14 protein-coding genes are annotated in these 15,507 nt (G+C 42.1%); 4 read left to right on the forward strand and 10 right to left on the reverse strand.

Features of this window, described 5'->3' with window-relative positions; genetic code table 11:
• Positions 1 to 6: 6 nt before the first annotated feature.
• The 9 genes from bcp to G457_RS0102100 form a co-directional block, all read right to left on the reverse strand.
• Positions 7 to 456 carry a thioredoxin-dependent thiol peroxidase gene (gene bcp / locus G457_RS0102060; protein WP_024281810.1) on the reverse strand — a complete coding sequence of 150 codons (450 nt, stop codon included), beginning with the start codon at positions 454 to 456 and terminating at the stop codon, positions 7 to 9.
• Positions 457 to 481: 25 nt separating this feature from the next.
• Positions 482 to 2,359, reverse strand: a complete 1,878-nt coding sequence (locus G457_RS0102065; protein ID WP_026944996.1) for a M23 family metallopeptidase — start codon at positions 2,357 to 2,359, stop codon at positions 482 to 484.
• Positions 2,346 to 2,957, reverse strand: a complete 612-nt coding sequence (locus G457_RS0102070) for a fumarylacetoacetate hydrolase family protein (protein WP_026944997.1) — start codon at positions 2,955 to 2,957, stop codon at positions 2,346 to 2,348. Before G457_RS0102070 ends, G457_RS0102065 begins: the two co-directional genes overlap by 14 nt.
• A 318-nt stretch (positions 2,958 to 3,275) precedes the next feature.
• Positions 3,276 to 3,956 carry a DUF4377 domain-containing protein gene (locus G457_RS22140; RefSeq protein ID WP_051260663.1) on the reverse strand — a complete coding sequence of 227 codons (681 nt, stop codon included), beginning with the start codon at positions 3,954 to 3,956 and terminating at the stop codon, positions 3,276 to 3,278.
• A complete protein-coding gene (locus G457_RS0102080; protein ID WP_081701366.1) occupies positions 3,953 to 4,672 on the reverse strand; it encodes an SGNH/GDSL hydrolase family protein in 720 nt (239 codons plus the stop codon). Before G457_RS0102080 ends, G457_RS22140 begins: the two co-directional genes overlap by 4 nt.
• Positions 4,669 to 5,706, reverse strand: a complete 1,038-nt coding sequence (locus tag G457_RS0102085) for a S66 peptidase family protein (RefSeq protein ID WP_026944999.1) — start codon at positions 5,704 to 5,706, stop codon at positions 4,669 to 4,671. Before G457_RS0102085 ends, G457_RS0102080 begins: the two co-directional genes overlap by 4 nt.
• Before the next feature lie 46 nt (positions 5,707 to 5,752).
• Entirely contained in the window at positions 5,753 to 7,054 is a 1,302-nt protein-coding gene (locus G457_RS0102090; RefSeq protein ID WP_035482952.1) for a D-alanyl-D-alanine carboxypeptidase, read from the reverse strand.
• Positions 7,054 to 7,437 carry a DUF423 domain-containing protein gene (locus G457_RS0102095; RefSeq protein ID WP_035482954.1) on the reverse strand — a complete coding sequence of 128 codons (384 nt, stop codon included), beginning with the start codon at positions 7,435 to 7,437 and terminating at the stop codon, positions 7,054 to 7,056. The genes G457_RS0102090 and G457_RS0102095 overlap by 1 nt, the downstream gene beginning before the upstream one ends.
• 1 nt (position 7,438) lies before the next feature.
• Positions 7,439 to 8,113 carry a YggS family pyridoxal phosphate-dependent enzyme gene (locus tag G457_RS0102100; protein WP_026945002.1) on the reverse strand — a complete coding sequence of 225 codons (675 nt, stop codon included), beginning with the start codon at positions 8,111 to 8,113 and terminating at the stop codon, positions 7,439 to 7,441.
• 48 nt (positions 8,114 to 8,161) lie between these two features.
• Here G457_RS0102100 and G457_RS0102105 point away from each other — a divergent pair, with 48 nt between their 5' ends.
• The 3 genes from G457_RS0102105 to G457_RS0102115 all read left to right on the forward strand — a co-directional run bounded on the left by G457_RS0102105 (position 8,162) and on the right by G457_RS0102115 (position 11,402).
• Positions 8,162 to 9,712, forward strand: a complete 1,551-nt coding sequence (locus G457_RS0102105; RefSeq protein ID WP_026945003.1) for a GH3 family domain-containing protein — start codon at positions 8,162 to 8,164, stop codon at positions 9,710 to 9,712.
• Entirely contained in the window at positions 9,709 to 10,332 is a 624-nt protein-coding gene (locus G457_RS0102110; protein WP_026945004.1) for a LysE family translocator, read from the forward strand. The genes G457_RS0102105 and G457_RS0102110 overlap by 4 nt, the downstream gene beginning before the upstream one ends.
• 80 nt (positions 10,333 to 10,412) lie before the next feature.
• Positions 10,413 to 11,402: an SH3 domain-containing protein gene (locus G457_RS0102115; RefSeq protein WP_026945005.1), complete on the forward strand. Its 990-nt coding sequence runs from the start codon at positions 10,413 to 10,415 to the stop codon at positions 11,400 to 11,402.
• Between the two features lie 108 nt (positions 11,403 to 11,510).
• Here the strand turns inward: G457_RS0102115 and ald are convergent, their stop codons facing one another.
• Entirely contained in the window at positions 11,511 to 12,623 is a 1,113-nt protein-coding gene (gene ald / locus G457_RS0102120; RefSeq protein WP_026945006.1) for an alanine dehydrogenase, read from the reverse strand.
• A 425-nt stretch (positions 12,624 to 13,048) separates the two neighbouring features.
• Between ald and G457_RS0102125 the strand changes: the two genes are divergently transcribed.
• The gene (locus G457_RS0102125; RefSeq protein WP_026945007.1) at positions 13,049 to 15,463 is read left to right on the forward strand and encodes an alpha-ketoacid dehydrogenase subunit alpha/beta; all 2,415 of its coding nucleotides are present in this window, start codon (positions 13,049 to 13,051) and stop codon (positions 15,461 to 15,463) included.
• Positions 15,464 to 15,507: the final 44 nt, after the last annotated feature.

Consider the following 15,507-nt stretch of genomic DNA (forward strand, 5'->3'; position numbering starts at 1 on the left):
TATAGGTTATTTAATGATTTGAGCCGTGTGATCTTTGGTTTTTACTTTTTCGATGATTTCTTCGATTTTTCCTTCTTCATCGATGACAAAAGTGGTTCGGGCAGTACCCATATATTTTCTACCATACATGGACTTTTCTACCCATGTTCCGTAAAGTTCATGAACTGTTTTGTCTTCATCTGCAATGAGTGAGAAAGGCAAAGATTGCTTCTCGATGAACTTCTGATGTGATTTTTCAGAATCCGAACTGATTCCCAATACTACGTAACCAGCTTTTTGCAAAGCTTCATAATTATCTCGAAGGTTGCAGGCTTGAGCAGTACAGCCGGGGGTATTGTCTTTGGGATAAAAATAAAGGATGACTTTTTTACCCTTGAAATCTGAAAGCTTGATGGTTTCTCCACTTTCAATTTTCGCTTCAAAATCTGGTGCCATTTGGCCTACTTCTAGTGACATAGTTTCAATAGTTAAAGTAAAACATTTATGAAATGGTCCCTTTCCATTCGCTGACATTTCCAGCCTGATCGGTGACCCTCAGTATAACTGCTCCTTGGAGCGGTTGTTTGTCTAAAGTTTCTGACCAAATCAGGGACTTTTTGTGCTCATATCGCATCAAAACCCATTCTCCGTTTACCTTGGCTTCAAAGCTGGCAATTCCCGAGAGATCATCTCGAATGGTAAACCGAATTTCATCCCGACTTATTCTTACCGGGCGAATGCTCGGGCCTATTTGATCTTCAGCAAGGGTAAAAGTACCAAAATTTCTTGTTCTAAATCGAATGGAAGAATCTTCCCAGGAACCGCCCACAAAAGACTTTCGCCCGCTGCTGCTTATTTGATAGACATGAGTTCGCTTTTTGTCCCAATTCCCCCCTGAAATATTCCAGAGCACTTCCATCGAATTCCAGAGATACTCATCCCCATCGTTGATTTGTAATTGAGGATTGGTGGAGGAAGCGTTTTGGCTGATTCGCAGATACAAATCTTCGAGTAGGGTATTTCTACCAAAAGCTATTTGAATAGATTTTTCTGCAAAAAGCTTTTCTCCCCCAACTGGAATTTGCGCTTTGACTTCAGGCTTGATCAATTCGGAGCAAATATCGATTTCATCAGGAATGCCAAAACGCATATCCCATAGATAGACCCGGGTCTGTTCATCTTGATATGCAGGCAACATTTCAAAGATTCGATTTCCTACGTAGAATTGAGCTAATCCGCCCAAATTACTCACAGGAGCAGTTATTTTGAGCATTTTACCGATATAATCTACTTGCGCTCGGGAAGGCGGTGAAGGAAGGTTGACAATAAACTCTTGATCTTTTCCCAGCAGGGTAAAATCAATATTTCTTTGATTGCCTAAAGCATCTCTCAACCGGATTTGATAGGAAGCACGCTCTCCAATGTTTGGTTCTAGATAGCCTGCGGAGGGAAGTTTAGGATCGATGTAATCATATTTCAGGTCAGGCTGAAAATAGAGTTTGGTAAAGCGATTTTGATGAGTGTGAAGTAAAAATTGTCTGGTAAAATTGAAGTCAACCTTATCCACAGTCAGTGCTAGTTTTAGGGAATCTTCTTTCCAGATTTCAAAATGAGGAAATCCATTTCGGTTGCTTGCTCCGTCGAGTTGATCAAAGCTTCTAATTTCCACCCCGACCCGTCCTGTTACCTCTATCGGTTCTGCAATTGCAAAATTTCCACCCCTGTTGACTAGTGGAAACTCTTTTCTTTCAAACTTACCATCGATCCTCGAATCGATTCCCAACGGGACCAAAGCAACAGTCTGTGGAGTTGGGGGGGTGCGGTCGAGGATTTCAGGAAATCCAAACAAGAGCGGATCCATTGCCCGGTCTAAGCTGTCCCGGATCTCAAAATGCAGGTGAGGGCCTCCCGAACTACCCGTATTTCCACCATTGGCGATTTGTTCGCCTTTTTTCACTGGGAGTTCTCCGGCTTCTAAGTAAAGCTCCAGCTCGTTCACCTGCTGCTCATACATTTTTGAAACAATGAATCGATGAAGCTTATCATTGAAGTTTCGTAAGTGTCCATAAAGGGTAATGTGCCCGGTTGGGTGTTTCAGGTAAATCACATTTCCATAGCCATAGGTCGAGATTTTGATTCGGTGTACCCAGCCATCTGCAGCCGCATAGATGGGCTCTCCCTCTACACCGCCAAACTTATAATCCAATCCTGTGTGGAAATGATTGGGACGAAGCTCTGCGAAATTACCGGAAAGATAGTTTCTCCCACCGGGCTTGACCGGCGAGCGAAAATAGTCCCGAATGACTCCCTGGGACCATGAATTCGAAAGCAGGAAAAGAAATAAAAAGACGAGAAAAAGCGCAGCTTTATTTGACTTCAAAGTCCAGTAGTTTTTGTTCTCCAAGATATCCTTCCAATCGATCTCCAATTTTCACAGGGCCTACTCCTGCGGGTGTTCCTGTGTAGATGAGATCACCTTTCTTCAACGTGAAAAACTGAGAAACATATTCTATGATCGTACCAAAATCGAAAAGCATCATGGAAGTATTCCCTTCTTGTCTGACTTCACCATTTATCGTCAGATGAAATGAAATGTCATTCAAATCACCAATACTATCTACCGAGACAAAATCTCCAATCGGAGCCGACCCATTAAATGCTTTGGCAATTTCCCAAGGCAAACCTTTCGTTTTGCACTGCTCCTGAAGATCTCTAGCAGTAAAATCAATTCCTAGACCAATTTCCTCAAAATATCGATGTGCAAATTTTTTCTGGATATACTTTCCTTCTTTTGAAATCTTCAGGACCAACTCGGCTTCGTGATGGATATTTTTCGAAAAATCCGGATAGTAAAAAGGAGCTCCATTTTTCAATAAAGCAGTATCAGGCTTGAGAAAAACGACAGGGTTTCCCGGTTTTTCATTCTTGAGTTCTTCGATATGAGCCGCATAGTTTCGGCCGATGCAGATGATTTTCATATGTTTTTTATTGCTTTTTTAATGGTCATATGGAATCTCGCATAAATTCCCCGATCCATCGGGGCATCCCTCTGTGTGATGGGTACGTCATGCTCGATTTCATCTGTTTATAATTTGATTTTTAACGGTCAGATGGAATGCCCTGGATAATCATTCCCCTGTGTGAGAAGTTTTTTCTCATGGGCATTTCATGGGTTTTTTGAGCTTTTGGCAATGATGATTTAAAAATAACGAAAGCCACCGTCTTTGCACAAAACTTTGCAAAATGTGAGGAGCGGGGTGATTTATCCCATTTCTGCCAGAATGAGATTTCACCGGCTAATCGACGGCTAAAAGCTTCATCAAAATTTCATCCGCTTCATTCATTAAATGAAGTTCTCGATTTTCGATTTTGTATTTTCTTGTGTCAATCAGGGCTTTGCTGATAGCATTTTCCACACTCATATCTGGACAGGCCATCTTGGTGCTTGCTCCCGGTCCTAAAATCAGGGTTTCTCCATCATTCTCTTTGATTTGGCCTCTTACGGTATTGCATCCCATATTTCCAAAGTAGGTCTTTCCAGAGGCGTTGAATTCGAAGGTTAAAGTCTCACCGTTTTTAAAGCCCTTGGGGTCCTTTATTTCGCCTACTTCTATGACTTTCCAAATATTAGTTATTTGTAGTGCAGGATCCATTTCTTTACTCATTATTTTTAGCAATTTGTAGCGTTTTGATGACGCGTCAGCAGGACTAGGTTCTTCCTTTTCCTCGATTTCGACCCCAAGTCTATATATGAAACCTGGTTCATAGTCAAAACCCTCGATTGTAGAATAAAAGAGTTCCCAGTCTTTTCGATCCAACTCTTCCTCTTTAGATATCTGAAGGCAATTCACGGGGCCAACACCAATGCATTCTACTTTAGCCGAATTGACCCACCAGGTCTCAATCTGACCTGTAGGTTGATCTTGGCAGGATAGCAATAAAATTAATATTCCGCTTAAAGTCAGTAATCTAATCATGGCTCAGGATAAATGGTTTTTACTTGCTCGAATAGCAACTCCGTCCAACGCGTATAAATCTCTCCGCTAGGGTGTAAATTATCTTCAGCGAGCATTTCTGGCTGATCACCCACAGCTCTATAGTCCTCAGTAATATCGATGAATTTAATCCCGTATTTCCCACAAATAGAGCGTTTTGCAGCATTATAAGCATCGATTTCTGCCGCGACTTTAGCCTTGTCTGTTCCTCGGTTGGTAGCAAATGGCGTGATTCCCCAATCTGGAATGGAAAGGACGATTACGTGGTTGGGCAGATTGCCAGCATACCCAATGGCTCTGAGAAGCATCTGCTCAAACTCTACCCGATATTCATCGACTGATTTTCCCCGGTATTGATTATTGACTCCAATCAGTAATGTAACCAAGTCGTAAGGCTCTCCTGTCGGACCTGCTTCATCTATTCCCTTGTCCAATTCGTCTACGGTCCAACCTGTTTTAGCAATGATTTCAGCCTCGAGCCATTGATGAGCAGTTTCCTGATTGAGTCTTTTGACCAATTGATTTGGGTATCGGTCTGCTTCATCTACTCCTTCGCCAATGGTATAACTGTCTCCCAGTGCCAGGTAGGTTTTAATTGGTGTTCTCATAGCGGCAAAATCATTTTCGTTACTTTTTGGACCTGAGGGATTACAGGCTGCAAAAGCTAGAATCAAACCGGTGATCAATGCGATTTTCATAATCCATCAAATATATTTTCGATTAGCTTAAAGGTACCCAAATCTGCGTTCATTTCTACCTTGGCACCATGAGGGACGATAAATTGCTTGGCAACGTGTCCAATCATCGCTCCTGAATAGGCCGGGATATTTAGAGGTAAAACATAATCGTCTAAGACTTGGTCAACTGTCAGGCTTCCATACCCTCCGCCTGGTTCACAATCGCTGCATTGCCCGAAAATGAATCCTTTGATCTTCTGCAGGGTACCATTCAGTTTCAGGGTGCTCATCATCCGGTCAATTCTATATGGATCTTCTCCAATATCTTCGATAAATAAAATAGCATCCTCGAAATCTGTATAATAGGGAGTACCTGAAAGGGCTGTCAGGACGGTTAAATTTCCTCCAAGAATTTTTCCCTGCACGATTCCTGATTGAAGCGTTTGGATTCGGTTGGATTTGATGACTAAATCATCTCCCTGCACCTGTTGGTTTTCAAAAAGAAGCTGCTCCTGCTTAAAAAAGAGCCGCTCAAACTGCTCCACATTGAAGCTGTTCCAAGATCCTGTTCCATTGGGTCCGTGAAAGGTAATCAGGTCTGTCTGGGCGTAAATTGCTTGATGCAGAGCGGTAATATCCGAATAGCCAAGAAGTATTTTTGGGTTTTTCCGGATCAGCTCATAATCTATCAGAGGCAAGATTCTGGCAGCACCCGAACCTCCTCGGATACAAATAATTGCTTTGATTTCAGGGTCAGCAAACATCGAATTTAAGTCGCTAGCGCGTTCAGCGTCACTTCCTGCCAGATGGCCCCTTCTGTTTTTCAGATGCTCTCCCAATTTGACTTCTAGTCCTAAAGCTTCCATGGCTTCTTTTGCAAAAGTAAATTGCATGCGATCAGAAGTGGCAGCTGATGGACTGATTAGTCCCACCGTGTCACCCTTGGACAAGGCTTTGGGAAGAATCATTTTTTGGCTGGATTTTGAATCAAAGCCCAGAAAAGGCATACTAGCCGCCGTCAGAAAGGCGGTTTTCAAAAAAGATCTTTTGTTCATTATATATATATCGTGAAATTGAATCTAGCGAATATTCATCAGTAACTCAAAGCATGTCCCTGAGGCTACTGAGTACCTTTTCCATTTCCCTTCTGACAAGGGAGGCCTTCCAAGGATAATTTGAATTCATAAAAGCAAAAGCAAAATATCTTCCACTTTTTCCGCGGATAAGCCCTACAAGGCTATGATTATTGCTCATCGTTCCAGTTTTGGCGAAGATATATGGGCTTTCTGCCTTGTATTCATTTTCGATGGTGCCCGATACACCGCCTGTTGGCAAAAGCTCGAAAAGCATTTGATCCGGGACCACCCGATAGAGTTTTTCGAAAAGTCCGACCATCGTCCTAGGCGTAAATAGATTATACCGGCTAAGTCCACTTCCATCCACCCAAATAGGTTCATCTGGAAGGTCTGTTAGGAAGCTTTCAATCATATATTCGATAGCCCTTTCGGTATCGATTTCTCCAAAAAGTCGATCAGAGACCATAAACATCAACTGTTCGGCAAGGAAATTATCACTTTCCAGCATCATCTCTTTTAGAATAGGGAAAAGTGTTGCTCCACGCCAAAGCTGATGATTTTCGGGAAGACTGTCAGGGCTATAAATCCAACTTTTGCCAGTGGCATCACTAGCTAATGACACAAAAAGCTCCGGAGAGGTAAGAAGCGGAAGGTAATCTTCCCGACCTCGGTAGGATTTTGGGTTATAAAAAAAATGATTGCTGTGAAAGTCACGTTCCATATCCTTGATATCCCGATTGGTTGTCGAAATCATTGACTGAAAACGTGTTGGAAAAACGCGAGGGTTGGATTTCCCTGGCAATACTTTTAGCAAGTTTCCATGGATAGGAAGACTGCTTCGCTCTGCGGAGAAGTAATACAGATAATCATCCCATTGCCAGCCTGCACCGAAGGGAGTGGATCGGAGATTAGCATCTGAAAAGGATATAACATCGTATGGCGCAAAAAAGGAATCAAAGTCAGGTTGGGGAAGATCTAAATAATCCCAACTTGGATCGCCTGCTCCCCAAATGTGTAGGGTGTCACCTTTGCTCACATATCGAAATGTCTGAGTGGAATCATTCAAAACCAAAATACTGGCAAACAAGGTGAATAGCTTGGTCGTGGATGCAGGGGTGAAGTGAATCTGCGAGTTTTTCTCATAAAGAACTTGCTGAGAATCTAGGTCATACAACATAAACCCAGTCAAATGCCCCCCAAAGAAGCTGGTTTGTCCTAAGGATTGCTCTAATTTTTCGTATTCCTCTCTGGATAATTGACCAAATGAGAAATGGGAGAAAAGGAGCGATCCAATGAGTAAAAAGGTCAAAAAGTAACTCTTAGTCATCAGTTTTTATTTTTGGTCATGGCCCAAAATAAACCCAGCCAGCCACTTATAAAAGCAACTCCTCCGATAGGGGTGATCGCCCCCAGCCAGGTGATTCCCGTGATGGATAATAAGTAGAGTGAACCGGAGAAAATTAGTATTCCTATACTTAGATTGATGGCAGAGAAGCTTAGCCCGCGCCAATCAGGTTTGATTAGGGCCAAAATCCCCACCAGGAAAACGCCTAATGAGTGATAGAAATGATACTTTACAGCTGTTTCAAAAGTATCGAGTCTGCCGTTTTCTATAAGTCTGGCCTCCAAGCCATGCGCTCCAAAAGCCCCGATTCCTACTGCCAAGGCACCAAGGATAGCTGCTAATTGTATGATTTGTTTTCCGTTCATATCAATGCGTGTTTCTTGCTCCAAAAATTGCCGAACCTATCCGTACCATAGTGCTGCCTTCCTCCTGAGCGATCTGATAGTCTCCACTCATCCCCATGGAAAGCTCCTGCATTTCCACAAAATCAGGAAGTGCTTTTCCCCTCAATTCATCGAAAAGAGATTTTAATGATCTGAATTCCTTTCGAACTTGATCAGAATTCTCCGTAAAAGTCGCCATTCCCATTAATCCGAGGATATGTACGTGCTGAAACTTTTTGAAATCATCATTATCCAGCATTTCAAACAGCTCTTCCATGTCAAAACCAAACTTGCTTTCTTCTTCTGCAATGTGGATTTGCAGTAATACCGGGATTTTTCGGTTGACTTTTTTGCCTTGTTTTTCGATCTCTCTTAGAAGTCGGAAAGAATCCACGCCATGAATCAGATGGACAAATTCAGCGATGTATTTTACCTTGTTTCTCTGCAAATGTCCGATCATGTGCCAACGCACATCTGAGGGCATCTGAGGTTGTTTTTCTTGGATTTCCTGGACCTTATTTTCTCCAAAATCCCTCACGCCGGCATTGTAGGCCTCCATGAGTAATTCTACCGGCTTTGTTTTGCTGACAGAGACCAGCTGGCAATCTGGATTTATGAATGAATTTTTTACCGCTTCTAGATTTGCTTTGATATCCATTTTCTATTTTTAGATCAGTTTTTTAAGAAAATCAGCCCAGACAAAGATATGGCGATCATCAGTACTTTACTAAAAAAAGGCATAAGGCTTAGGGAAAGTTTAGAACAGGAATATTCCCGGCCGATGGAGCTTCAGCGAGGGGAGTTGAAGAAACTTCTGATTCAAGGTACTCGGACAGCCATAGGCGAGAAATATGATTTTGCCTCGATTCTTCGAAGGTTTCGGCAGCATGATGACGAATACTATGATCGATATAAAGCGCAAGTGCCTATCTATGACTATGACAAGATCTACGAGGAATGGTGGTATGAATTGTTAGAAGGAAAGAAAAACGTCACCTGGCCGGGTAAGGTCAAATATTTCGCCCTTAGTTCGGGAACTTCAGGTGCTACGTCTAAGTACATTCCGATTACGAAGGAAATGGTCAAAGCTATCCGACGAACAGGAGTGAGGCAAATTTTGACCTTATCGAAATATGATCTTCCAAACTCATTGTTTACGAAAGGTATTTTGATGCTTGGGGGGAGTACGGATTTGGAATTTAACGGAACCTACTTTTCCGGGGATTTGAGTGGGATTACTGCAGGCAAATTGCCGATTTGGTTTCAGCGCTTTTACAAGCCAGGAAAGAAAATATCCAAAAATCGAAATTGGGGAGACAAGCTTGATCAGATCGTGGAAAAGGCTCCGAACTGGGATATAGGAATAATTGTAGGGGTTCCGGCTTGGTTACAGATTTTGATTGAAAGAATAATTGCTCATTACCAAGTAGAGACGATTCATGACATTTGGCCTAATCTCCAGATTTTCGTTCATGGAGGTGTATCCTTTGAGCCATACAAAAAAGGCTTTGAAAAATTACTTGGAAAACCACTTACTTATATCGAAACCTATTTGGCCTCCGAGGGCTTTTTAGCTTTTCAGGCATTGCCTGGACGAAAGTCCATGCGATTGGTATTGAATAATGGGATCTTTTATGAGTTTGTTCCATTCAATGAGGAAAATTTCGATGAAGACGGCATTATCCGACCCACTGCTCAAACCTATAAAATCGATCAGGTTCAGGAAGGAATTGATTATGCCTTGCTTATTTCTACCTGTGCGGGAGCTTGGAGATATTTGATTGGAGATACTGTGCGATTTGTTTCCAAAGAGGAGAATGAAATTATTATCACGGGTAGAATAAAACATTTTCTAAGCCTTTGTGGGGAGCACCTTTCGGTAGATAATATGAATCGCGCGGTAGAACTGGCGGCCTCTGAGCTCGATATTCGAGTAAAAGAATTTACGGTATTAGGTCAGCCTCATGGAAGTCTTTTTGCGCATCATTGGTACATCGGAACTGATGATCAGGTGGATGAGCAAAAGCTTTCATCCCTGCTTGACCGCTTTTTGAAAGAGCTTAATGACGACTATGCCGTGGAGCGGAATCATGCTTTGCGAGAGGTGATTGTCAAAATATTGCCAAGTGAGACTTTTTATGAATGGATGCGACTCCAGGGTAAAGAGGGTGGTCAGAATAAATTTCCGAGAGTTTTGAAAGGTGAGAAATCGGAGGCTTGGCAGCGATTCATCCATGAGAAAGGAGATAAGCTTTGAATGCAGCGCTGATTGAGGGTGTAAGCATGGGCTTGGTTCTATCCGCAATGATTGGACCTGTTTTTTTTACCCTGATTCAGAGTAGCTTGGAGTATGGCTTTAGGCGAACGGCAGTACTTGCTTTGGGAATTTTGGCAAGTGACTCGATTTATGTGATTGTTACCTATTTTGGAATTCGTTTTTTGGCAGACACGACGCTATTTGAGCAAGTTCTTGGCTATGTAGGAGGATTGATATTGATTGGTTTTGGGTTGATTTCTCTTGTGAAAAGACGAGCAGACCGACCCAGTACAGGTGGGCTCAGTATTTCTAAAATCAAAAAACGAACTGCCTTTGCCAAGGGCTTTAGTATCAATGGGGTCAATCCCTTTGTCCTTGTTTTTTGGATTTCAATTGCCAGCTTGGTCTATCTAAAATCAAGTTGGGTTCCATCAGACATCCTTTTATATTATTCAGGCATCTTAATCACGGTTTTTAGTATTGATTTGCTGAAAGCATTTATCGCCAAAAAGCTCGCCCATTTAGTCACTCCTCGATTAATGCAAATTTTAAATAAGGTAGTCGGACTCATTATGGTAGGATTTGGTATTCGCCTGATTTGGTGGGCAAGTATGAATTGATTTCTGGAGTCTGATTCTATTTTGATTTTTTGTATCTTCCTGAATGTTAATTCTTTGAAATCTTTTAAATCAAAAGCATTATGGAATCAAAGTATGGATTTTTGAAAATGACCATCGGTGAGTTTGAGGCGTGGATGAATAATAAGCACATTGCGCGGACAATTTTGAGTGTGCAGCAGCACCATACCTGGGTGCCTAATTATGATCACTTCGATGGGAGTAATCATTTTGAGCGGCAACTTGCTATGAAAAATCATCACGTGGGGGCCAATGGATGGAGTGATATCGGTCAGCATTTTACCATTTTCCCAGATGGTATCATCTTAACTGGCAGATCACTCGAAGCTACTCCAGCCTGTATTTATGGCGCCAATCAGCATTCAATCTGTTTTGAACATTTGGGGGATTTTGATCAGGGAGGCGATCAAATGCGCCTAGAACAGCGCAATGCCATCATTCGTGCTACTGCAGTCATTTGTCGGAAATTCAATCTTCCAATCAATCCTTTCAGTATCGTTTATCACCATTGGTATGAATTGGGTACAGGCAGGCGAACAAATGGTAGTGGCTCTACCAAATCTTGTCCGGGTACCAATTTCTTTGGAGGAAATAAGGTGGAAGATTTTCAAAAGTATTTTGCTCCCTTGGTACAGGCAGAGCTTACGGGGGGTGCTTTACCACCAATTCCCCCAAGTATGAAATATGCAGTAGTTACTGCAAATATTTTGAATGTGAGAACTGCGCCTAAAGGAAGTGCTTCGAAGGCCTCAGATAGACCACCCGTGGAGCGTGGGGCAGTTTTGCGAATTTACGATGAGTCCAATGGATGGCTGAAAATTTCCAAGAGTCAGTCTCATTGGGTTTATGGCCGATATACTGAGTCGGTAGATCGAGCAACGGTCAATGCATCTGTTTTGAGAGTAAGAAGTGGGCCGGGGACAAACTTCTCTATTGTTGGTACCCTTCCCAAATCAGAGGAGGTTTTTATAGCAGAGGAAAAGTCAGGCTGGTGTAAGCTGGCACTGGAAGAAAAATGGCTCAGTAAACAGTATTTAGATTTTGTAGCGTGAAATGGAAATAAAAAAATCCCCGAGACCTGGACTGATCTGCCCCCAATAAGTGTCTAACTTTTTGGGGGCAGATCAAGTTTCGGGGATTTTCATTCAGTCTAGTTTGTCTTAAAGATACTTTTCTACCGGAACGTAGTTCATTCCGAATGCCTCAGCTACAGCTTTGTAGACAATATCTCCATTGATAACATTCAGACCCGGGATTAATTCTGCATTTTCCTGAGCAGCTTTTTTCCAACCCTTATCAGCTAGTTGAATAGCATAAGGTAGGGTCGCGTTGGTCAAGGCTAGGGTAGAGGTATAAGGTACAGCCCCTGGCATATTTGCAACGCAGTAGTGTACGACATCATCAATGATGAAAGTAGGGTTCTCGTGAGTAGTTGGCTTACACGTCTCGATACATCCACCTTGATCTACCGCTACATCGACAAGTACGGTACCAGGTCTCATGTCTTTCAGCATATCTCGAGTGATCAGGTGAGGAGCTTTTGCTCCTGGAATCAATACTGCCCCGATGATCAAGTCTGCAGATTTGATCATTTTGCGAATGTTATATTCATTGGACATCATGGTATTGACATTTGCAGGCATCACGTCTTCCAGATATCTCATTCTCTGAAGTGAAACGTCCATGATGGTCACATCAGCTCCTAATCCAGCAGCCATCCATGCTGCTTGCGTACCCACGATACCGCCTCCTAGGATTAAGACTTTTGCAGGAAGTACTCCTGGTACACCACCTAAAAGAATTCCTCGTCCTTTCAATGGCTTTTCAAGGTAGTTGGCGCCTTTTTGTACAGACATTCTGCCAGCCACTTCTGACATCGGGATTAATAGTGGAAGACTTCGGTCAGACTTCTCTACTGTTTCATAGGCAAGACAAACTGCCTTGCTATCTACCATGGCCTTGGTCAAAGGCTCATGCGAAGCAAAGTGAAAATACGTGAAAAGAAGTTGGTCCTCTTTGATCAGTGCATACTCAGGCTCGATAGGCTCTTTTACCTTGATGATCATCTCGGCAATCTCGTAGGTAGCCTCGATGGTAGGGAGTATTTTAGCTCCTGCAGTTTCGTATTCGCTGTCAGAAAAGCCACTGCCTTCTCCGGCTGTGTGCTGTACATAGACCGTATGGCCTCTTTTGACCAATTCCTTGGCTCCCGCAGGAGTCAATGCTACTCGGTTCTCGTTGTTTTTGATTTCCTTGGGAACGCCTATAATCATAGCTAGTTTTATTTGGATTTACAGAGGCGCAAAGATAATCAGGAGGAAGCTTTTGAGAGCAATTTTTAGAATAGTATTTGGTCTGATTTTGAAAATTCTTCGAAATCAGAATTTTATTCTTTTTTTAAAATTATGAATCGATTTAATTTCAAAATTTAAATTTTTGAAGTGAAATATTCTGAGAATAATTATTGGTAAAAATAGGTGAGTATAAAAGATTATGAAGGTTTCATTTTTAGATTTTTATATCAGTAAAATCAATTAATCAGAATAAAATTCTGTTTTTATCGTATTAAAATCCTTTTATCAAAATTTTTGATTGATATTTTATTCTAAAGATATTTGCAAAACAGATCGATTTGGTTATTTTTGGTAATTGAGAAAAATACCTTAAAAACCCAAAGTAACTCTAGATTAATAATTGAATGGCAACAGCAGAGAAAAGTGTAAAAAAGACTCAAGATTCGACTGCAGACCGCGAGGCAGTTTTAAATGATTTTCGAATCGCACTCATTAGTAGGCATGCTTCCCTTATGGGAAGAAAAGAAGTCTTTATGGGGAAAGCTAAATTCGGAATCTTCGGAGACGGTAAAGAACTTGCACAGATTGCCATGGCTAGAGCTTTTCAAAAGGGTGATTTTAGAGCCGGTTATTATCGAGATCAAACTTTTATGTTCGCATTGGGCGAGCTGACTGTTCAGCAATATTTTGCACAACTCTATGCGCACACCAATGTAGATGCCGAACCTGCATCTGCGGGCCGATTGATGAATGGCCACTTTGCTACCCGTTCTTTAAATGATGACGGATCTTGGAAATCCCTCACTGACCGATATAATTCAGCGGCAGATATTTCCCCGACTGCTGCTCAAATGCCAAAACTTCTCGGACTTGCTTTTGCTTCAAAACTGTACCGAGAGAATAAAGGCTTAAAAGGATTTAAGGATTTTTCGATCAATGGTAATGAAGTGGCATGGGGCACTATAGGAAATGCCTCTACTTCTGAAGGGATGTTTTTTGAATCCATCAATGCTGCCGGAGTTCTGCAGGTCCCAATGGTTACGGCCATTTGGGATGATGGGTATGGAATATCGGTTCCTCAAGAATTTCATACTACTAAAGGAAGTATTTCTGAAGTATTAGAAGGATTCCAGAGAAATGATGAGAAAAAAGGCTTTGAAATCATCCGGGTAAAAGGATGGGATTATGAAGCTCTATTCAATGCCTTTCAGAAAGCTGGTAATATCGCTCGATCAGAACATGCTCCAGTGCTCATTCATGTGCAGGAAATGACCCAGCCGCAAGGACATAGTACCTCAGGTTCCCATGAGCGATACAAGTCCAAAGAGCGATTGGATTGGGAAAAGGAATGGGATTGTATCAAGCAGTTTAGAGAATATATTCTTTCTCGGGAACTTGCCTCAGCCGACGAATTGGATAAGATCGATGCGGAAGCAAAAGCGCAAGTCAAAAAAGAGAAGGAAGCTGCCTGGAATGACTTTTTAGGAGAAATCAAAGAGGAGCTTAAAGAAGCTGTGTCTTTGATTCGTGATGCTGCCCAAACTAGCAATCGAAAGGTAGTTTTGGAGCAATTAGTCCAAGATCTATCAAAAACAATCAACCCTATCCGTAAAGATGTAATCTCCACGGTTAGAAAGGCACTTTTAAATCTTCGGTTTGATCAAAGCGAAGCAAAGAACAAGTTGCAAACTTGGTATCAGCAGCAGCAAGAAAAGAATTTTGACCGTTACAGTAGTCATCTTTACTCCCAATCAGAATGGTCGGCCTTGAAAGTGGCAGAAAGATTACCTGAGTTTTCTGAAGATTCGTCCATTGTGGATGGTAGAGAGGTTTTACAGGCATTTTTTGATTACAAACTTGAAAATGATCCGAGGTTTTTTGCCTTTGGAGAGGACGTCGGAAAGATCGGAGACGTCAATCAAGCTTTTGCAGGCCTGCAAGCTAAATATGGAGATCTTCGTGTCTCGGATACGGGGATTAGAGAGTGTACCATCGTAGGACAGGGAATTGGAGCTGCCTTGCGAGGTCTAAAACCAGTAGCAGAAATTCAGTATTTGGACTATCTTCTATATGGAATTCAGATGCTTTCGGATGATTTGGCTTCCCTTCAATACAGAACCAAAGGAGGTCAGAAGGCACCACTTATTGTGAGGACAAGAGGTCATAGATTGGAAGGTGTATGGCATGCGGGCTCACCGATGGGGATGATTCTTTCGGCTCTTCGTGGCATGCTTATTTGCGTACCTAGAGATATGACTCAAGCTGCAGGCATGTATAATACCTTGCTGCAGTCGGATGATCCGGCACTTGTGATCGAATGTCTGAATGGATATAGGCTAAAGGAAAAAATGCCTGAAAATATGGGTGAATATACGGTTCCCATGGGCAAGCCAGAGGTTTTACGTTCCGGTAAGGATATTACTTTAGTGACCTATGGTTCCATGTGTCGAATCGTACTGGAAGCCGCTGAGGAATTATCTGAAATGGATATTGATGTGGAAGTGATCGATGTACAAACCCTAATTCCATTTGATAGATTTGGAGTCATTGGGGAGTCTGTCAAAAAGACTAACAGGGTGATTTTTGCTGATGAAGATGTACCGGGTGGAGCATCGGCATACATGCTACAGCAGGCTATTGAAGAACAACAACTGTTTAAGTTTTTGGATTCTGAGCCGCAGACACTTGCTGCCAAGGCCCATAGACCTGCCTACTCTTCCGATGGAGATTATTTCTCCAAGCCTAGTACAGAGGATGTGATCGAGAAAGTTTACCTACTTATGCATGAGGTCAATCCCAAGAAGTTTCCAAAATTCTAAAATCAACGAATACAAATAGAAAAGGGAGGTTTTTGAAAACCTCC

It is taken from the genome of Algoriphagus marincola DSM 16067 (genome assembly GCF_000429405.1).
Taxonomy (GTDB): domain Bacteria; phylum Bacteroidota; class Bacteroidia; order Cytophagales; family Cyclobacteriaceae; genus Algoriphagus; species Algoriphagus marincola.